The organism is Myroides gitamensis (assembly GCF_029894455.1).
GTDB lineage: Bacteria > Bacteroidota > Bacteroidia > Flavobacteriales > Flavobacteriaceae > Flavobacterium > Flavobacterium odoratum.
The window spans coordinates 839,429-861,039 of record NZ_JARYHN010000001.1 but is presented as its reverse complement, the minus strand read 5'-3'; the positions used below and the strand labels follow the sequence as shown (position 1 = coordinate 861,039).

15 protein-coding genes are annotated in these 21,611 nt (G+C 34.6%); 9 read left to right on the top strand and 6 right to left on the bottom strand.

The window, feature by feature from the left end; all coding sequences use genetic code 11:
- Window positions 1–6: 6 nt before the first annotated feature.
- From M2306_RS03850 to M2306_RS03840, 3 genes are all read right to left on the bottom strand, one after another.
- Complete coding sequence (locus M2306_RS03850; RefSeq protein ID WP_498882768.1) at window positions 7–594, bottom strand: sigma-70 family RNA polymerase sigma factor; 588 nt, start codon at window positions 592–594, stop codon at window positions 7–9.
- Complete coding sequence (locus M2306_RS03845; RefSeq protein WP_259188059.1) at window positions 560–1,534, bottom strand: FecR family protein; 975 nt, start codon at window positions 1,532–1,534, stop codon at window positions 560–562. Before M2306_RS03845 ends, M2306_RS03850 begins: the two co-directional genes overlap by 35 nt.
- A 325-nt stretch (window positions 1,535–1,859) precedes the next feature.
- The gene (locus M2306_RS03840) at window positions 1,860–2,732 is read right to left on the bottom strand and encodes an AraC family transcriptional regulator (protein WP_259188057.1); all 873 of its coding nucleotides are present in this window, start codon (window positions 2,730–2,732) and stop codon (window positions 1,860–1,862) included.
- Between the two features lie 328 nt (window positions 2,733–3,060).
- Here M2306_RS03840 and M2306_RS03835 point away from each other — a divergent pair, with 328 nt between their 5' ends.
- The 3 genes from M2306_RS03835 (at window position 3,061) to M2306_RS03825 (ending at window position 5,162) form a co-directional block, all read left to right on the top strand.
- Window positions 3,061–3,516, top strand: a complete 456-nt coding sequence (locus M2306_RS03835) for an META domain-containing protein (RefSeq protein ID WP_259188055.1) — start codon at window positions 3,061–3,063, stop codon at window positions 3,514–3,516.
- Window positions 3,517–4,069: 553 nt separating this feature from the next.
- Window positions 4,070–4,693, top strand: coding sequence for a Crp/Fnr family transcriptional regulator (locus M2306_RS03830; protein ID WP_498882767.1), 624 nt, complete (start codon window positions 4,070–4,072; stop codon window positions 4,691–4,693).
- Window positions 4,694–4,751: 58 nt separating this feature from the next.
- Complete coding sequence (locus tag M2306_RS03825; RefSeq protein WP_115090592.1) at window positions 4,752–5,162, top strand: VOC family protein; 411 nt, start codon at window positions 4,752–4,754, stop codon at window positions 5,160–5,162.
- Between the two features lie 165 nt (window positions 5,163–5,327).
- On the opposite strand, the gene M2306_RS03820 is transcribed toward M2306_RS03825, so the two are convergent.
- The 3 genes from M2306_RS03820 to M2306_RS03810 form a co-directional block, all read right to left on the bottom strand.
- A complete protein-coding gene (locus M2306_RS03820) occupies window positions 5,328–7,634 on the bottom strand; it encodes a phage tail-like protein (protein WP_259188053.1) in 2,307 nt (768 codons plus the stop codon).
- A 259-nt stretch (window positions 7,635–7,893) separates the two neighbouring features.
- A complete protein-coding gene (locus tag M2306_RS03815; RefSeq protein ID WP_259188052.1) occupies window positions 7,894–13,863 on the bottom strand; it encodes an Ig-like domain-containing protein in 5,970 nt (1,989 codons plus the stop codon).
- 40 nt (window positions 13,864–13,903) lie between these two features.
- A complete protein-coding gene (locus M2306_RS03810) occupies window positions 13,904–15,580 on the bottom strand; it encodes a phage tail-like protein (protein WP_259188051.1) in 1,677 nt (558 codons plus the stop codon).
- Window positions 15,581–16,484: 904 nt separating this feature from the next.
- Between M2306_RS03810 and M2306_RS03805 the strand changes: the two genes are divergently transcribed.
- The 6 genes from M2306_RS03805 (at window position 16,485) to M2306_RS03780 (ending at window position 21,158) form a co-directional block, all read left to right on the top strand.
- The gene (locus tag M2306_RS03805) at window positions 16,485–17,033 is read left to right on the top strand and encodes a hypothetical protein (protein WP_498882766.1); all 549 of its coding nucleotides are present in this window, start codon (window positions 16,485–16,487) and stop codon (window positions 17,031–17,033) included.
- Window positions 17,017–17,475: a helix-turn-helix domain-containing protein gene (locus M2306_RS03800; RefSeq protein WP_498882765.1), complete on the top strand. Its 459-nt coding sequence runs from the start codon at window positions 17,017–17,019 to the stop codon at window positions 17,473–17,475. Before M2306_RS03805 ends, M2306_RS03800 begins: the two co-directional genes overlap by 17 nt.
- Window positions 17,476–17,480: 5 nt before the next feature.
- Window positions 17,481–18,590 (top strand): hypothetical protein, encoded by a 1,110-nt coding sequence (locus tag M2306_RS03795; protein WP_259188049.1) that lies wholly within the window; start codon window positions 17,481–17,483, stop codon window positions 18,588–18,590.
- 670 nt (window positions 18,591–19,260) lie between these two features.
- Complete coding sequence (locus tag M2306_RS03790) at window positions 19,261–19,890, top strand: helix-turn-helix domain-containing protein (RefSeq protein WP_115090597.1); 630 nt, start codon at window positions 19,261–19,263, stop codon at window positions 19,888–19,890.
- 118 nt (window positions 19,891–20,008) lie between these two features.
- Entirely contained in the window at window positions 20,009–20,542 is a 534-nt protein-coding gene (locus M2306_RS03785) for a hypothetical protein (protein ID WP_498882764.1), read from the top strand.
- A complete protein-coding gene (locus tag M2306_RS03780; RefSeq protein ID WP_498882763.1) occupies window positions 20,532–21,158 on the top strand; it encodes a helix-turn-helix domain-containing protein in 627 nt (208 codons plus the stop codon). The genes M2306_RS03785 and M2306_RS03780 overlap by 11 nt, the downstream gene beginning before the upstream one ends.
- The last annotated feature ends 453 nt before the right edge of the window (window positions 21,159–21,611 follow it).

The following is a 21,611-nucleotide window of genomic DNA, read 5'->3' as shown; positions in this document are numbered from 1 at the left end:
TTAGTTTTATTTGTTTGGGGTTAGTGCTAGGGCGATCGTCTTCAGAGCAATGTGCATGTGACTTTCAATTGTCTTAACGGATAGATCTAAAATGTCTGCAATCTGTTGGTATTTCAATCCGTCAATTCGACTCATCTCAAAGATGCGTCTTGATTTAGGCGGAATCTTATCTATAATACGCAAGAGTGCTTGTCGCAAGTCGGCCTCTTGTTCAGACTGTATGATATCGTCTTCAATGGTGGAGACATAATGCTTGTGTTCTACGCTTTCAAATTCCAAGTCTAGCATTGTTTTTCTGGTGATTTTCTTCTGTTGAAACAGCATATTCTTGGTCATCGTAAAAACATAAACCTTGGGATTTTCAATCTTACTTAACTCTTCTTTCTTCTGCCAGATATAGTAAAAAACATCCGATACTTTTTCTTCAACGAGGTATAGGTCTTTTTCATAACTCAAGGCAAAACGGCATAAATACTGGTAATACTTGACATAAAACCGTTCAAAAGCGAGTCTATTTCCCTGAGCTATTTCTTGAAACAACACCAGATCATCTTCTGGCCTAGGGCTGCTTTTTTGATAGAGGATATTGGGCATAAGGTTCGATTAAATAGTTGGTATTGTTTAAGGTGATGGTGCAGTTGGCCACAAAAGCGAGTGCTTGTATAAATTCATCTAGGGTTACTTGATCAAATACTCCTGTGATTCGCTTTTGTGCAAAAACAGGATCTTGAATCACAAAAGTGACCCCGTAAAATTGATTGATTTGAGTTAAAGCTTGTGCTAAAGGGGTGTTGTCAAAGATGAGCTTTTCATTGCGCCAACTCATTTGCTGTTCTGCGTTAGTTTTGAATCGCTTGACTTCCCCTAAGCTTGTATTCCACACTAATTGCTCATTGGGTTTGAGGTATAGTTGTTCGCCGTTGCCTAATTTGGCCAATACTTTTCCTGAAAGCAAGGCTACTCGTTTTTCTTGCCCGAGGGTATTGACGCTGAATTGAGTCCCCACTACTTCAATTTCTAAATCTTCGTGTTTGACTAGGAATTTCTTGTTTACATTTTTGACTACATCAAAAAAGGCTTCCCCTTCTAGCCAAGCTAAGCGCATAGAATCATTTTGCGTGTATTGCAAACGCGCTTGTCCATTAAGCACAACAACGCTCCCGTCTTCTAAGGTTACTTGTTTACGCACCCCTGGTAAATTAGTGTAGATACGGTATTCGGAATGCGCTGGATTCACAGTAGGTTGAACCAGCAAATACGTCATCATAAAACTGCCAATCAGCACCAAAATCGTACAAGCTACTCGGATATACCAAGTGTTCACCTGTTTTTTTCTTTTTGATTGCTGTTTGGCTTCTTGCCAAATTTCACCATTGGTCGGATAAGCTTTCCACAACAAACAGTACGTTTCATAGGTGCTTTTTAGCTCTTCATCAAAAAGCAAATCTATTTCGAAGGTAATTCGTTCTTCTTCAGTATGTTCTCTAGTGAGATACTGAATACATCGGCGCTTATTTAATTCTTGTTCACTCAAAACTAATCAGAAGTTTGGTTTAGTAAAGGAGTGAAATAATTGATTTTACACCTAGAATTTAAGGTTATTGAATTGTTAGGGAATCATTACGATTATTTGGATAATGAAAAGGTAGATGAACGCAGAATGAACACAGGATGAACCCAGTATTAAAAAAAGAATATACAAGGTGAATGGTGCCTTTTTCATCTCTTTAAGTACGGAAAGAAGAAGTGTACTTTTAAAAATAAGGCGTCATTTTTTTAAATTTTTAAAAACAAAATTTGGAAGAATTGCCTGTACATATTCCCGTGAAAATATCCCTTAGCTCTACAAGATATCAAAACTAATTTTTGAAATTATGCTTAAACTTAATGGGCGTTATTCCCGTTTGTTTTTTAAAAAATACCGTTAAGTGATTGGGTTCTTTAAATCCTAAGAAAATGGAGATCTCATTAACTGTTATGTTCTTATAGAGTAGGCATCGCTTGATTTCCATTACAATTCGCTCACAAATCCAATCATAAGGCGTTCTGTTTTCTACATGTTTAAAAGCATATTGGATGGTTCTAACATTTAAGTTGAGCTCAGCAGCATAGTCTTTTACGCTCATGCTCTTGTCCAATTTTTTATTCACTAAGGCTTTAAATGTAGATACAATGTATCTTTCATTGCAGATTGTCAGCTTTTCTAACTCCATCTGGTCGATGCATTCTTCCAGGAGCAACAGAATATTAAAGAGGTAATTATTGAGAACTTGTCGCTTCTTTAAATAATTCTTTTTATCTAACTCACTTCGAATCAAATCAAACAGTATCACTAATTCATCGAAATGTTCACTCACATCTAAAAGTGCCAAGCGCTCCGCTAACGTAAAGAGGTTTGTGCTATAAAAAAATTGAAAATGAAGTTCATCAATACAGAAAAAATCTTCCGTAAATATGAGCACTTTAGCCTCATAGTCTACGGGTTTGATAAATTGCCCCATTTGATTTTTGGCGATTACTAACACATGTTTTGCACGAATCTCTATGGGATTAAAATCGACCGTATAGGTTCCCGCTCCATGTACATACAACTGAATACAAAAGAAGTTTAATTTATGCGGGCTAAAAATAGTATCTGTTCGCTCTTCTATTAACTCATGAAGATTCCTACAATTAATATATAAACTAGTATTCGCACTATGGTGAAATTCTTCTACTATTAATTTATCCATATTCAAAACCTCTAATTGTCTCTTACCTAACCTATTAAAACAAGCAGCTGATGAAGCGCTATTCATCCATTCGGATTATAAATTACAAAACTACAACAATAACACAAAAACAATAGTAATAATACAAAACAATTAGCATAATAAAAAGAATATTATAACAAAATTTTAAATACAGACAGAAAAAGCCTTCCTACCCTCATTTATAATATGTAATAAAAATTCGCATATATATATTGTTTGGCTAGGTGTTTTTTTATGAATTTTGCAGTCAAAATAACACATATAATTCTTAAATAATCTCGATTATATGTACATTAGTAAAAAAAATATGAAAAAAATCACTTTAATCGTTGCTTTAGCAATCGCTACTGTGTCTTGTAACAGTAAAAAAGAAACAGCTACACCACAAGATCAAACGACAACAGAACAAGTTGCTGCTACCAACGCTGCACTTGTAGGAACGGTGTGGAAATTAACGGAAGTAAACAACCAGGCTATCACATTAGATAAAGATTTTCCTAAGGAGCCTCAATTAACGTTTAATCCAGATCACAGTGTAAATGGAAATTTGGGATGTAATGGTTTTGGAGCAAGCTATGAAAGTAAGAATAATACACTTACTATTAAACAAATAGCTTCTACACAAATGGCATGTCCAAACCTTGAAATCGAACAAAAGTTTATTGAAGTACTAACTAATAGTACCTCTTTTGAAATTAAAGCAACTACTTTACTACTTAAAAATGAAAAGGGTGAAGTACTTGCAACACTAAAGGCAGAATAATTTTTCTCGCTTTTACTAGAATACTAAACAGACTGGGTGATTTTTCTGTGAATACAAAAAATCACCCTTCTTTTTTCCACAATCCACACACAGCGTTTTCCTTCCTATACCTATCCTTAACATCCCTTAGGAATGCAAAAAGCACTCTTTAAAAAAAGAGCGCCTTTTGAGCTACTTGTTTGCTGTTTGATTGTATATCTAACAGCAGGAATAAAAAATAATTGTTTGTTGTTTCCTTTTTTGATGCTATAGAGCCAGCGTGTTTTTAAGATTTTTTGCTAATACTGAAAACGAAATTTCATTATTAGTAGTCCCCACTATTTATCTAATACCGAATATGACTTTATTCTTTCAAAAAAGGATTCTAACAAGTAAATCAATTATTTATTTACTTGTTCTTACTAACAAAGATAATTAGGTCTTTTATTATTTTTCCTATATATCCACGAATAAAAGGTATAAAACAATACTATACTGAATTGTTGAATCACGATTTGAATCTCCTCTATACATCAGGAAATGGAACTTATTTTAAAAAAGAGAAAGCAAACGCTTGATTAGTAAAATAAATAAAAGACATTTGTTTCTATCTAATAAAAACACCCCCATGCTTAAGGTTTTAACTTTCATTCGTTCACTAACTCCCTTTACTGCTGAAAACTGGGAATTACTTCAACCTGCATTAAGTAAAAAGGTATTTAAGAAAAATGAATTCTTATTAAAAGAAGAAGAAGTATGTAATTCTTTATTTTATATTGAAAGTGGTTCATGCAAAAGCTATTATGAAATCGATGGGGAAATTAAAAACACCTTCTTTTACTTTGAAGATGAAATAGCAACCAACCTCAGTAGTTTCGGCTCAGGTCAAAAATCAAATTTTAATATTATTGCTACTGAGCCCTTAACCGTAATCATTTTTGATAAAGAAAAATTGTTTAACATTGCCAAACATTCCTTAGCCATTGAAGCCCTAGGAAGATGTTGTATTCGTTTGTATGCCATCAAGCAAGAAGAATTATCTACTGTTTTCCAATTGTATTCCACTGAAGAGCGATTAGCTTACTTAGAAAGGACCAAACCCGAGCTTTTAAAACGAGTCCCTCTTTCTCAGCTTGCTTCTTTTTTAGGTGTAAAAAGAGAAACATTAAGTCGTATAAGAAAACGCAGAATTATGTGACATTAGTCACAGGTATATCTACTTGCTATGGTGTTATTTTGTTGAAAAATGATTCAACATGCAGAAACTAAAAAAAATTGACTCACAAACCAATGTACTGACTTGGTTTGAAATTCCAGTTACAGATCTTGATCGAGCACAACAATTCTATGAAACCATTTTGGCTATAGACATGGTCAAACAAGGGGATGGAGCTAATGAAGGTGTTTTCTTTCCTTTTAATCCAACCGTTGTTCAAGCTACATCTGGAAGAGTAACGGGAGTATTAGCAAAATCCACTACACTACCTTCTCAACACGGAACAATTGTCTACCTCAATGCGAGCCCAAGTATTCAACTTGTACTCGATAAGGTAGAAGCTGCTGGAGGTCAAATTATAGAGCCCAAACAGCTATTTGGCCCTGTAGGCTATATCGCGATGATTTTAGATAGTGAAGGAAATAAAATAGGTTTACATGCGGAAGAATAAAAGATAATCCCTATCTTTTAGAAGTATAAATAGCGCTAAAGTTAAAATACTTTAGCGCTATTTTTATGCCTACAGCAAACAATGTAAATTTACATTCTCCCCCTCTTTTTTTTAAGAATAGTCTAACTCCTTGCAACAAAAATCACCCCATGTACGACTAAAGAATCAAGGTTGTGTTTCTAAAGCTTTCAATCGTCTCGTTAATTGTTTATTTTCTTCCGAGAGCTCTTGAATAGCTTTAATCATGGGTGCTATTAACTCACTGTATCGCAGGAGCAAGAGTTGCTCAGAGCTTCCTTCAGATTCGATGAGTGCAGCATGGGTATACCCCATTGTGTCTAAAGTTCCTTGTACCTCTTGCGCGATGACTCCCCATTCTTTTTTCCCCGTTGTAGGGGTGGATCGGGTATATTCTACAGGTTTTAATTGTTTGATGAAATTCAACCCTAAATCCAAGGGCTTACTTTCGCGCATGGATCGCGCATCAGCAACACTCGCAAAAGGCACTTGGCCGTAAATAGTGGTAATTTCTTTATTTCCCAAGCGAATAACATTGGAACGGTATACTTTAGCCTGACTTCCGATTGCTGTTGTATTGTGTAAAATTCCAAAGCCATTTTCTACTCCTGACAAATACCCAACTGCGGTATTAAACTTCCCTGAAATATTTTGATTCAATGCGTGAAACCCCACGGCAGTATTTTGGCTTCCCTCGCTATTTCCACTTAAAGCACTTCGGCCAACAGCCACATTTTCCTCTCCAATGCGGTTGGAAATCATCGCCTGAAAACCAAGGGCGGTATTATCATTACCCGTCATATTGGATTTCAACACTTCTGAACCAACAGCGGTATTGTTTTGCCCCTTGTTGTTTATACTTAAACTATTTGCTCCTACTGCAGTATTATCATGCCCCGTCACTAGTCCGGCATCATTGTTTCCGGATAAAGCACCATACCCAATAGCGGTATTCCATCGCCCTATATAACTTCCCTTAGGTGTTCCCTTATACGTATTAACTCCAAAAGAGGTGTTATAGGTATTAGCCGAACTCAATAATCCCGCTCTTATATTGCCTCTTTTAAATACGACATCCTGATTGTCAACTGTACCCATGAAATCCTGTTCTGCATCAGTATCCGAATTTCCTCTCGTTCCCCACCCTTGTTGTTCTGAACGAAAAGGAACCCAAAGAAGTCCGTCGAAATAATAGTATCCTGCCGAAACAGAAAGTCCCCCTTTCTCTACTTGTGCAGTATTGTAAATCAATAATCCTTGCGCAGGTGTTTTTATTGTCACTTGATCATCCGTTCCTTTTAGCGCAATTCGAGGAGGTAAAAACCCGCGATTTGTGCTTTTCAAATCTAAAACAGCAGACACATCCGGTTGAGCCGTATTAACTCCAATCCTTGCCGTATTGCCTCTATTGATATCTACCCCATAGATGCTATTTCCGATATTCAATTGATTGTCTCCTGTTGGGTCACTAGCTACCGTTTGAGCACCGAGAAAAATATTTTGATTTCCCTTAGTTAAATTAAGTCCAGCATCGTTTCCTACCGCCACATTAGCATCTCCTTGATTGGCTGCTGATGGCTTTAGTTGATACAAAGCCCCTTTTCCTAAAACAGCATTGTAGTTTCCGTGTTGATTGTTGTACATCGCTTCTGCTCCTACTACAGTATTGTAGTTGCCATAATAATTATTAAATCCGGCATAACTGCCCAACATGGTATTATGTCCGCCTGCAAATCCATTATAATAGGCATTATGCCCCATGGTAGTATTCATTCGGCCATTTCTCGAATTTTGAGCCGCACCATTTCCTACAGCTGTATTCGCATCACCTGAAGAAAGATTCGATAATGCATTATTACCAATAGCCGTATTATAAGACGTTAGGTTTTGGCTTAAAGTTCCATTTCCTACCGCGGTATTGAATGAACCGGTTGTATTTTTAGTCAAGGTAGAAAATCCAAGGCCAACATTATATCTCCCTGTTGTTAAAACCATAAGTGCCTCACGCCCCAAGGCTATATTTTCAGATGCCAGAAACCCCATGTTTACTTTATTTCGCTTAAAAACAAGATCCGCATCATCTAGTGTACCGATAAATTGATTACTAGCATTAATACCCAAATTACCTTGTGTACTCCACGTATTTCCCGTATCTCCAATTCTAACCCATGTCGTCGCACCTGAAAAATAGTAATATCCTGGAGTTACAGCCTCTTGCCCATTCGTTGTTGTTGCTATATTGTAAATGAACAAGCCCGATGCAGGTTTTGCAATGGTTGTAGTATCTTTTATTCCTTTTAAGGCGATTCTCGGTGGTAAAAAACCTTTATCAGTAGCCGTAATGTCCAACGCAGCAGATAAATCTGGCATAGGGGTGTTAATCCCGATTTGAGCATAGCTACTAACGAGAAATAGATACGCTAAAAATTGAACTATGTATTGTATTTTTCTCATAACTTCTTTTCTACTATTTAGTATGCAAAGTTGACTAAGTCTGTGTTTTTAGCAGGAAAAAAGATAAAAATCACGTGTAAATTCGTAAAAAATATATTTTACCTTTTGGTTAGGAACACCATAAATAGAAGCACCCAACCAAAAACGATCGGGTACTTCTTGAAAAAGGATTAAAAAAAAAAGAGAATTCACACGGCTGTTAGGGCTCAAAAAAGTATAAAAAAACAAACTAGAATACGATGATCAAGACCTTATACCCTTATTTTTTAGTACGCATTCTTATATTGGGATTGATATAAATAGCTGAACAATCCTTAATTCTAATGGTTACAGGAACGCGTAAACTTTCACATCCATCTCTAGTTTGGGTTACATAGTAAGTTTCTCCATTTTGAATGGTTGTATTAGTAAAAGACACTGTTCCATCTGCTGTTGCATACCATTTTATATCTTCTCCTATTACATTCAGGTCATCTAATGTATTGACTTTCTTTTCACATATTGTTACGGTTTGAGATTCTGTACCAACACGAACCTCATCCGTTCCTTTTTCTACCGTATATCTCCCTATAAGGGAACATCCTTCTCTATACTTTACTTCTAGTTGATACGTTCCATAACCAAAACCTCGAATATCAATGGAGGATTCCGTTCCAATTACGGTATTAAAATTCGGATCCTCTACTTTTGTCCAACTATACTGGGTTGACTGATTTCCATAAAACCCATCTCCACTCAGTATATAATGCTCCGGCTGATCTGAATGCACAAAAAAGCAAGAATGTACATTTTTAAAACCATCAAATGCTCCGGGGTTATATGTTTCATAGGAGATATTCAGGTTGTTTTGACTTGCGACTGTACTTTTATCACCAAAAACTAATTCAAGTCCACCGCGCGCATCTATATCTCTCATGAAAACAAAATTGAACGCATTACGGCCCTCTTTTAACATTAATTTTGCTCGTTTTCCTGTTTCACTACTTTTGATCGATAATAAATCACAAACATTTCCAGACATGATCAACTTGCTTTCAACCATTTGCATGTCTCCTGCTTGAAGTGTAAAGGTACCTTGTGTAGGAAAAATCAATTCCTTAAAAATATGGTTTCCTTTTAAACTTCCTATACCACCTTTAAATTCCACTCGATTAAAGAAACCTGCGTATTCATCGGATGTTCCAGAAGTAGTTATTGCTGCATTTGTAGCAATCGATGCTTCAAAAGTTACATCTCCGTACTCTTGTCCTACATAAGCAGTAAGTGAATTTGACGAACCTGTCAAATGGATGTGTGATTCACCTGCATGGACAGTTACCGTTTCTATTCCTGCATAAAAAGCATTAGATAAATATAGATCTGAACGGCCTAAATTGATTGTTCTAGCTACATCCGGAGTATTAATTACATAAAAATAGCCCCCTTTGATTTGAAAATTATTAGAGTTAAAAGTACCAGCGTTGATGTACAGATAAGCAGGGAAAATAAAATCGTCAACCAATGAGATTGATGTAGTTTCATAAAAAGTGACACTTGCCGCATTTCTTCCTGTCTTCACACCATTACTCGTAATCGTTTTGGGTCTTCCTGTATTGCTGTAGTTTATATAATTCACATTCAGCACCATACCTCTTTGCCATACCGAAGATCCATAAATTCTTAAACCATAATTATTTGTTGCAGTTGTAGTATAGCTTCGTACCACAGGTGCCAAGGGACCAGAAAAAGAAATATCTCGACAGTTAGCAACAAGGTTATCAATAATTATTAGAGATGCGCCTGAATTTTCATCAAAAAAAACATTACTATTAGATGAAGGTACACATGCACCACCTGCCCCACCTGAAGTAAAGGACCAGTGATTTCGATCTCCCCAATTGCCATCTCCCCCTACCCAAAACAAGTCAAATGGACGGGTAACAAAACTCCATCCTTCATTTCCTCTTCCGTCTTCTGAATTAATCGCTTTAAATTCCGCTCCCCCTATAGCTGAAATACTAGATAGATAAACATTGGAAACATGCACTTCAGCCTCCGCTGGCATGGATAAATAAGCCATTTGAAAAATATCAGATGATAGGATATAGATTTGTTTTTGACATTGGGCTTGGGCTTGTAACGAACCTGTGACGGTCTGAGTAGCATTTGCCTCAATGGTGTACCTTTTACCAGGAGCGAGGAATAAATCTTTCATTACATTATATCCAGCTAAACTACCACCTCCATAAAATTCTACCTGATTAAAACGTGTTGGATTAGCTTGAGTTGAGCCTATAATTGCCATTGATAGCGCATCAGTAGTATTGGTAAAAACCACCTTATTATATTGCTTTTCGCCTCCTTTAAATTGTGCATTCCCATCACTAAGATAAATAGTTGAGGTATGTTCTAATAGGGTCACACTGTTATTAGAAACATCAAAACTATTTCCAACATAAATTTCTGAATGTCCCAAATTAAGAATGGGTCTCCCATTACCATAGCCATAAGCATACAACGCCGTAACAAGTTTTACTTTATTATTTGCGGTATTGAGCTGTCCTGCATGTAGAGCTAAATATTCAGCTGCAAAATCATCTAAAAAAGTAACTGAAGTATGCTCATACAATCTCACATTTCCTTGTATAGAAACTCCATTACTTTTAATTGTTTTTGGCTTATTTGAGTTCTGAAAAAAAACAGAAGTATGTACTGTCATACCTGCTTGCCAGGTAGATGAACCATAAATGTTTAAATGAATCATTGAGGTGTTGGGTGTTAATTTTGGAGCAACTACAGTACCTTCAAATTGGATATTATTACAAAAGGCATCACTACTCAACGAGATGGTATCCGCATCACTTGTAAAGCCTGACTGCTCATCAAAAAATACATTTGAATTAAATGAAGGCACGCAGTCGCCTCCTTCACCCCCAGAGGTAAAAGACCAATGATTGCGATCATTCCAATCCCCTGAACCACCGACCCAAAACAAATCTATCGTATCACTCGTAAAATTCCATCCACTATTGCCTCCATTATCACTGGAATTTACAGCAGTAAACGCAGCACCTCCCGTTGCTTGAATATTGGATATAACAACATTAGAAACCTCTACTGTCGCCGTAGCAGGCATAGCTAAAATTGCACTATTAGACGCTGTGAATTGAATTGCTTCCTTACAATCAGCCAAAGCTGTGAATTTACTTTTTACTGTATGTTGTAATCGATTACCTAGATTGTACTTATAGCCCGCTGTAAAAGCTAATTCATTAAAAGTACAATATCCAGCTCCAATCATACCATCTTTTTTAAATGTTACCCGATTAAATGTAGCTTTATAATCATTCCCATTCGGACTAGATCCCTTAATGTCAAGCCTACCTCCTTCATCCAGAAAAGTTACATCATAATAGTTCCCATTCGAGTAACCATAAAACCATCCCCCGCCTTCCATATAAATATGTGAAGTGCCCGCATTTATTATACATGTCTTACTATGATAAAACTTTCCTTTCATATACAATTTGGAACTACCGAGATTCACTGTTACTTTACTAATTCCGAAATTATCACCTGCATAAAAATCTCGTCCAACGACAACAGGAAAATCATTCGTATTAAAAACACCAGCATTAATCTTTAAATCAGTAGTAATATCTAAATCATCTAGTAGCGAAACAGAAGAGCGCTCTTCGATTGTCACGTTATTGGTGGTATTGATGTGAACACCATTACTCGTAATTGTTTTAGGTTGATTCAAATTTTTATAATACAAGTAATTCAAATCTATACTCATTCCTCTCTGCCATACCGATGAACCATAAACATCTAGCAGAATATAACCTGGTAAAGCTAGTAAGGATGGGGCAACTTCACTACCTGCAAAGGTGATATCACGACAAACTGCATGTTCTTTGATTGTTATGGTTTTAGACTCAGGTGTAAAACCAGAATTAGCATCAAAAAATACATTTGAGCTCAACCCAGGGGCGCAAGCTCCGCCTATTCCACCAGAGGTAAAAGCCCAATGATTGGTATCATTCCAATCACCAGCTCCCCCAACCCAATATAAATCAAAAGGTGCATCTGAGAATATCCATCCTGTATTTCCTCCATTATCAACAGAATTCACTGCTAAATATTCTCCTCCACTTGCATTAACATTAGTAAGAATTGCATTTGAGACCTTTACATTAGCAGCTGGAGGTAAATATAGTGTGTTCAAACTCCCTCCTTGTAGTTCAATGGATTGATCGCATTCAGCAGTGGCCTCCAACGTATTCGTAACGACTAAAGCTTGAGCATAGAAATAATACGTTTTACCTGGAGTTAGCATTAAATCTCTTATAGTGGAACTAGAACTAATATATCCTCCTCCTTTAAACGTTACTGTATTAAAATAAGCATGTTCCTCTGCTGTGCCCTGTAATTTTACACTAGTGGAATCTGGATTTAAAAACGTTAGATTGTAATAACGATGTCCTTGGTACCCTGTGAAATAAGCATTTTTTTCTATTAAATAAATATGAGAGGTCCCTGCATCTATGGTTGCGTAAGGACTATCATAAAAGCCACTTTTAATATACAACTCCGAATTTCCTAATTGAAGGGTTTTCGGTGCTGTACTGCGATTTAAAACTAAATTGTTAATATCAACACGATGTCCATTGGTATTCCAAGTACCTGACAGAATGGATACTACACCATCCATATTAAAATCGTCTAGTAAAGAAAAAGAATCGGTTCCGTCAAAGTTAACCTTCCCTATTTGAAGTTTAACTCCATGGCTTGTCAACGTCTTGGGTTGTCCTGTACTTCTATAAGTTAACGTATTCATCACGCTCATACTAATTGTCATACCAGTTTGCCAGACAGAGGAGCCGTAAATATTTAAATCTGCATTAGCTTCTAAATTGGGAGCAACCTCAGCACCCGAAAAAGTGATATTGTTGCAATAAGCAACCGTACTTATATATACTTTGTTTGATGTAGTCGTAAATCTAGAATTTTCATCAAAAATCACATTCGTACCAATAGTTGGTATACAAGCACCACCAGGTCCACCTGAAGTGAAAGACCAATGATTTTTATCTCCCCAATTACCACTTCCTCCTACCCAATAGATCGTTGAGGTACTTTCATACGTAAAGGTCCAGCCTGTATTTCCAATAAAGTCGATTGCATTAACGGCATTAAAAATAGCTCCACCTATTGCGGTGATATTTTGAAGTTTCACAGCAGATACATCTACAAGAGCTGATGATGGCATCGATATGAAACCTGTTGTATTATTAGTTGTTGCAAATGTAGGTATAGCACTACAATCTGATTTGGCAATCAAAGCATGCGTAATCGTTTGTGTTGCTCCTGATTCGATACTACCCCCTACTCCTGGTGCAAAAAATAATTCTTTAAAAGTGTTTTCTCCTTTTATTGAACTAGAACCCTCTAAAAAATCAACGCGATTAAAAGTCAAATTATCCGTTGCGGTACCTCCAGAAATCGTTGCTCCACTCTTTTGAAAAAAGACATGATTATACTGATGACCAGGACTTCCTATAAAATTAGCCCCAATTTTTTCCATATAAATAGTAGAAGTACCTGAATGAAGGATAACAAAAACACCATCATAAAAATCTTTTCCAATATAGACTTCCGAATTTCCTAGAATCAGCTCTCTTGGTGCTGTTCCTTCATTCATCAATAAAGAACCGATATCCATTCGGTGATTCTTGGTATCAAAAACTCCTGCATTAACATAAAGCGTAGTAGTACTAAAATCATCGCTTAGTGCAACAGCAGTTGTTTCATTCAGATACACATCCGTTGTCAATACAACCCCATTACTCGTTATCGTTTTCGCCTGTCCAGCATCTTGATAATAAATGGACGTAGTTATACTCATTCCCGACTGCCAAACAGACGATCCATATATATTTAAACTAGCGCTACCACTAATTCTTGGTGCCTTCCTTGTACCTGCAACAGTAATATTGCGACAATTAGCAGCTACATTCAACGTTATGGTATAATTTGAACTGGAAAAACCAGCATTATCATCAAAGAATACATCATCGCTAGGTCCGGGAATTACACCTGGTATTGCTGTTCCACCAGAACTTGTTCGCCAGTGATTGATATCAGACCAATCTCCCGATCCTCCCACCCAATAGTAACTTGCTCCAAAAGTAGATACTGAACTTAGGATACAAATTAAACAAAAGACTACTATTTTATACCTATTCATTTTCTTCCTTTTAATTTTAAAAAAAAAGCCTATTTGCTATTTATTTTACTTTAAACACAATATTCATATATGTTTTCTCGGAGATCTCACCTTCTGGAATAATCTTATAAGTCAATACTCCATTTGCATCAATTTTTACGGAATTAGGATCAAATACGGTATGATCAAAATAAGTGACGAAATAATCCAATTCTGACATGCTATATGTTGTCAACACACCTGTAGGATTGCTTTTCACAGCAGATCTAGTAGGACCATCTACATCACCTACCATACCAAATTGCTTTTGATAAATAGCATATAATTTCACCGTAAAAAACTGACTATTGACATCATAGAAGATATCATCTACTGAAGATGTAGAAAGGTTGTCTTTCATTGTAGGCAAAACAAGTGCGGGTGCATAAAACTGCTCTTTTATTAAAGTTCCTGTATTAAATACCTCCCATTGTTGACCAGTAAAATAATAGTAACCAGCCTTTAGCGTTTGAGTTTCAACGTTGGCAGGATTGTACACCAATAATCCTTGCGCTGGATTTTCTATTGTTGTTTGATCGTCTACTCCTTTTAGTTCAATTCGAGGAGGTAAAAACCCGCGATTTGTACTACTTAAATCGAGAATAGCGGATTCATTCGGTTCTGAAGTATTAATTCCAATTCTAGCGTTATTTCCTGCATTAATATTGATACCATATATACTATTTCCGATATTTAATTGATTGGCCCCAGTTGGGTCCATCGCCTTCGCATTAGCACCAATGAAAATATTAGATCCCCCCGAAATTAAATTATCTCCTGCTTGGAACCCTAAAGCAACATTAAGATTTCCCGTATTAGGATAAGTTGGTTTTAGGTTATACAGCGCCCCTTTACCAATAGCCGTATTATAACTATCACTACTATTGTAAAGTGCTTCAAATCCCAAAGCAGTATTATGGACTCCAGCGCGATTTTGATACCCAGCATAACTACCAATTAAAGTATTATAACTTGCTGTAAAACCATATTGTTGTGCGTTATACCCCATCGTCGTATTATACTTCCCTCTATCCACATTTTCTGAAGACCCTCTCCCAACTGCTGTATTCCCCTCTCCACTCTCTGTACGCGCTAGAGCATAGCTTCCAACTGCAGTATTAAAGGAGGCTAAATTTTGTGATAACGCACCACTACCAACAGCGGTATTGAATGAGCCTGTTTTATTTTTGGCTAGTGCAATCAAACCAATTCCAATATTATTGTGACCTGTTGTTAATTTAAGTAATGATTCATGTCCAAGCGCATAATTCGTCGCACCAATGAGTCCAACTGCTATATTGTTTCTTTTAAATACAAGATCACTATCATCTAACGTACCGATAAAACTATTTTGCCCACCGATTCCATAGTTTCCTTGTGTATCCCATCCATTTGATGCATCAGCCAATTTGGCCCATTGTCCTCCAGTGTAGTAATAATATCCAGGACTTACAGATTCTTTATCCTTTGCAACTAACGCCGTATTATAAATCAATAATCCAGGAGCTGGTTTCAAAATGGTTTCCGTATCATTGGTACTTTTCAATGCTATTCTGGGAGGTAAAAACCCTTGATTATCTGAAACAATATCTAAAGCTGCAGATAAATCTGGCTTAGGAGTATTAATCCCAATCTGAGCATACCCAATACCTATAAAGGTGTAAATAAAAAACTGAGTCAATCCTACTATTCTTTTCATACTCTTTCTTTTCTAATTTTAGATGGTACAAAATTGATTAGGTTTAGACGCAATTCAGAATAAATGATACAATTCCAAGGTAAATTCGTAATAAATTTTATTGTTCTAGTTTCTTAAAATTGGCAAGGGTACAATACTTCCGATATATCAGTACCCATTTTAAACTTTAACTCCCATTCTTTTTTAAAAAATTAGAAGAATCCCCTACATTATAATTCCAACAGCTCAAATAAAGGCACTACAGTTAAATCATCAATACTTCTTTTTTAAAGCATATCTTATTAACAATCAAAACTATACCAAGTATTTACAATTCTATTTTTACCTTTTAAAACGAAGTATAAACTATCAATCCATTTTTTGTACACTTTAAAACCCATTTAAAAATAATCAGCTGTTTATTTGTACTCAACGAATGCTATTGAAGAAGTGAATAGTATGAGTTACATTTTAGACATGTAAAAGGATGTTTTAACATCGCTACTTTTACATTGTTTAGTTTACAGCAATTTTTTTTCCAAAACTTGGAGAGTTACCTACTATCTCTCCAAGTTTCATTCAAGTAGGAGTCGGATCTAGAACGAAATTAGCCTGTTCTTTTATATCTTTAACTTCCTTGATACCAGACACCTTGTATACCCCAAAATGAAACAAGAAAAAAAATATAAAACAACGCGTTAAAATTCTTCTATTTTATTTTATAAAAAGATAGTTAATCATTAAATTCGAAGTAAATTAATTGATTAATCCTATTTAAACAATGGGTCTTTTTAAAAATATACTAATATCAATCCCCATGATATCTGCCATGACTTGTGGCATTATATTTCTTGTGATTTTTCACAAAAGTCTGTCTATTAGGGAAAATAAGATTAGACAAACCCTTGGGGGTTATTATTTACTTATGATTGTCTTATGGTTAACTGTAAATATTGCTCTTGATTATGGTCATCATAAACTCTATTTTATTCCCTTTTTATTCTTACTTATACAACTTACACACGTTGTCTTTTATCATTTCTTCTGTCACCTTGTCCCTACTAAAGACAAATTTAATACGCTTCATTATAAGATAGCTGGTATTATTTTTATCATGACAGGTGCCTTAGTTTATATCTTACATCGAACAACTGGTTTTAATACACTTGACTTAAATTACTTTTTCTTTGAATACCTCTATGTATATGCTACATTAAATATGCTGTGTTATACAGGACTTTGCTTGTTTCGAGTATACAAAGCTCATCTCGAACAATCTCATTCAAAACAAAGCCCATTAAGCTTGAATTGGATCCATTATCTCCTCCTTTTGAAAGTGCTTTTTTTAATTTTATTTATTTTCAACAATCATAGGGTATTTTCCGTTTACCTCATCTTAGTATTCATCATTGCCATACAACATATCATCCTTACCTATAATATTTTACAACGCAATATTGGAGAAAAAACCTAAATTAGAAAACAAGACCAATGTTATGCTTCCTTCTGGACAGATTGTTTCAGTTGATCATCAAGGGATTATTGAAAATGTTACCTTAGTTGAATCAACGGCTAAAACAAACCTAGAAACTTCCAGCTTATTAACGGAACAAGACTTTTTAGCGTACTTTACGAAGGAAAAACCTTATCTAAATAAGCAATATAAGTTAGATGATTTGGTGACTCATTTCGGTTTAAATCGAACCTATGTTTCTAAATTTATCAATATTACCTTCAATTCTAATCTAAGTCAATTTATTAATTCATATCGATTAAAAGAGGTAGAAGAATTAAAGAAGGCTCACCCTACGCATGAAATTGAAGAAATTATTCTTCAGGCTGGGTTTTCAAACTACCGCCATTACCTAAGAGCTAAAGAACGTTTTGAACAAGAAAAAAAACGAATTAAACCTTAAAATCTATGGATTTCGAATATTTATTTGCGACAGTTTCATTCTCTGCCTCACTATTCTCGGCCTTATTTTGCTTCGTTTTAATTGCGTTAAAACTAGCATTGAATCCATTAGATTTCTTTATCAAAAGATTATCTCTTGTTCTGCTTTGTTTTTATCTTGTCAGTATTACTTTCTATATTACCATCTTTTTATATGTTTTTAATCTTCCGCTCTTTTGGTGGTTTAAAGCCTTGAATTTTCAATCTGTTTTATTGATTCCAGTCCTATTCTACCACATCGTTTTTAAACTTACCCGATTAAAAAAAGAAGAGCGATTCAAGTATACGCATTATATTGTTTGTCTTTTGGTAGGAGGATTTTATTTCGTTTATGCTGAATTTTTAATGGATCAAACGGCCTTATCCTTTCCAAAAGAAGAACTCAAGAACTCCCTGTTTTTCAATGATGGGCGAATTCTAGCACGCATTGTTTTCAATAGCGTCTACTTACTACTTGCTTTTCAACGACTTTTACAATACAGAAAACATATTATCCATTATTCATCCGATGAAAGTCAAGACTCCTTGAAGTGGCTATACCATATTTTTATTATTGCTTTACTCTTATTTCCAGGACCTATACTATTTTATTCGCTTCCTGATATGAAAAATAGTCTCTTGTATGGGCAGCTCATTCCCAATTTCCTTTTCATGTTTTTTAATATCAGTCTTTGCTATAATATTTTTAGTCAAAACTTTACGTTAGTCTATGAGGATATTACAGAAGATGACCAGGAAATAGACAATAAAAAGAATAAAGAAACGCCAATTGACAAAACGACTTTTGAGGCATTTATCCAAACAAAAAAACCGTACTTAGATCCTCAATTAAAAATTACGGATCTAATGCGAGATTTACTAACCAATAGAACCTATTTATCTTCCTTTATCAATACGACCTATAGCATGAATTTTTCTCAATTTATCAATCAATGCAGGTATAATGAATATATAGAATTAAGAAAATCTAATACTGATAATGACTTAACTGAAGAAGATTTGATACTTGCCAGTGGATTCCGAAGCTATGATAGTTTCAAAAGGACACAACAGAATCACAACAAAAAGAATGAATAGTTCTTTCCCTTTCTTCTTGAGAAAGGAAACAATAAACTTGAAGAGGCATAGGATTTCATTATTTAGATAAAACCCCTTACACTCAATGCTACTTAGTTTACCGAAAAAAAATGGACATACTTTCCCTGATTGTATGTCCATTTTTCTTTCCAAACGTGAATATTCAAAAGAAAATACATCTAAAAATAGTAACGACCTAAAAATAAAAACGCGTCTATTTCATCCCTCCTCACAAAGAACACCGTATGCTTTATTTTTGATATAAAAAATGATAAAACAAATAACAAGCTGATAATAAATAACTTACAAAAAAGATAAAACATACATTTTATCTTTTTTCCATTTTTTTACAAATTAAAAAGATAAATACAAGAATCGTCCATACTTTTTTACCTATTACAAATTCATTTTGACAAATCATCAATTTCTTTGCCTTGTAAAACCGTAATAATCTCAATATGCGTAAATAATAAGAGGGATTATAAACTAAATGAGGGCAAATTAAAACGCTCTTAGTTAACCAAGGATAATCAAATAAGAAGTATCAATATCCCTTCTAGAATATGAGATGAACTGCAATCATCTGCTCCTTCTTTTACGCTTAAACTCAAAAAAGAGTATTGAAACGTGTTTTATTCAGTACGAACTAGAAAAATAAAATTTGTAAAAAATGAAAAAAGTTGAATTAACAACCCCAGCTGATCTATTAAATAAACTTAAACTTCATTTAGGAATAAAAAGAAGCTATGAACTTGCCAACTTTATTGGTGTAAAACCCAATACTTTATCTTCTTGGATAATGAGAGATTCAATCCCCTATCATCATATATTAGGTATCTGCATCAAACATGATATTGATTTGAATGATTTGTTTTTAGATAACTATCCAAAAAATAAGCCTGATGAGCATCAGGTACAGGTTCCTATCTTATATATTAATAATTATTGGGATTATTATTTTGATCCCACTTTTAAAAATACGGCCCTGTTACCTAGTGCTTCTTTTCCAGCAAATGTAGATTTTGATATCATCATCCAGATTACAACAGAAAGTAAAATAGAACTAAAAAGTAAACTCCTTTTCACTTTCTGTAAAAGAGTCGACCCTATCAACCTTACTATTGGGGAAAACTACATCTTAATTATAAAAGATAGAGGGTTTGTTTACACCAAAGTAGTGGCCCTGAATCTTGCAACTGATGTTGTTAAACTAGAAGTGGATGGTTCTAAAGTTATACTTGTAAATACCAAGAATATTTTAGAAACATTTTTATGCAAAGGCTTTTTTAAAGATAGATAATACAAGCTCAAACCTATTCAATCACTAGGATTTTCACTTTCTGCCAAAACCAATTCACTAGATGTAAATTATCTTTTGAAAGCATTTCATATGCTATTACCTAACTAAATCAACGCTCATGATCAATCAATTAACAGCCCTAGATCTCTATAAATATATATTGATTTCCATTCCCTTAATTTCATCCATGACCTGTGGAATTATATTTATTGTAGTATTTCCTAAAAGCCTATCTATAACAAAGAATAAAATTAGACAAACACTAGGTAGTTATTATATTTTAATGACTTTACTGTGGTTCATTACCAACATTTCAATAGAAAACAACAAAGGAATGTTAGTACTGGTTCCGTTTTTCTTTTTATTGATTCACTTAACCCAGGTCGTATTTTATCATTTTATCTGTTATATCGTTCCAACGAAAGCACTTTTTAATTCTTTTTACTATAAGATTACAGTTGCCATCTTTATCATGGCTTCTATTTTAGTTTATGTTCTATATACGCTTGATACAACTGCAGGTTTTAGTATTAGTGCCTTCTTCTATCAATATTTATATATCTACACTTCGCTAAATATGATGTATTATACTACACTTTGTTGGATTAGACTTTATACATACAAGCGAGAAAAAGTACAAAATGCAATTTAAGAAAATCAGATTTAGTTGGGTATCAGCCTTATTGATCTTGAAGACACTATTTTCTGTGCTCTTTATCTTTAATCATCATCGAATCGTTCTTCTTGATACGTTCATTGTGCTTCTCATCGCCATTCAACAACTTGTCATGGTATTTAATATTTTGCAAAAAGACATTTTGGAGAAAATAAAAGCAGAATATAAGACTAATATTCTAGTGTCATCCGGACAAATTATATCGGTAGACAACAAGGGGTTAGTTGAAAATGTATCGGTCAATGCTTCTTACTATGCGCAAGAAATTGGAGCAAGTGGTTTACTCTCTCAACACGATTTTCTTGTCTATTTTTCAACTAAAAAGCCCTATTTAAATAAAGATTTTAAACTAGATGATTTGGTCAAACTGTTTGGGGTTAATCGCTCTTATATCTCAAAATTTGTGAATGTTACCTTTCATTCAAATGTAAGTCAATATATCAATCAATGGAGAATCAAAGAAGTTGAAGAATTACACAAAACTAAAGGAGAACTGCCTTTAGAAGACTTAGTCCTAATGGCGGGATTTTCGAATTTACGTCATTACCTAAGAGCCAAACAGAGTTTCGAACAAAAAAATCAAAAACCATGAATTTTGACTATCTTTTTTTAGTATTATCATTTTCAGCATCTATATTTTCAGCCCTATTTTGTTTAGTTTTAATCGCATTAAAATTAATCTATAGCCGTCTAGATTTTTTTTCTAAAAGACTATCTACGTTATTGATTATCTTTTATTTCATTAGCATTTCATACAATACAACCTTGTTATTTTATGTTTTTGATTTCAAACTATACAAAGGGTTTAGAGGCGTGAATTTTCAATTAGCCTTGTTGCTTCCTGTGTTATTCTATCATATTATTTTTAAACTTTCAAGATTGAAAAAGGATGAGCTATTCAAGTATCAACATTATCTTGTTTGTTTTTTAGTTGGGCTCTTTTATTTTATATATGCTGAAATTATATTCCCTTTAGACTCCCCTGCAAGCTCAGAAAATGACCTGAAGAATATGTTCTTTTTTGATAACGGAAGAATTCTTGCTA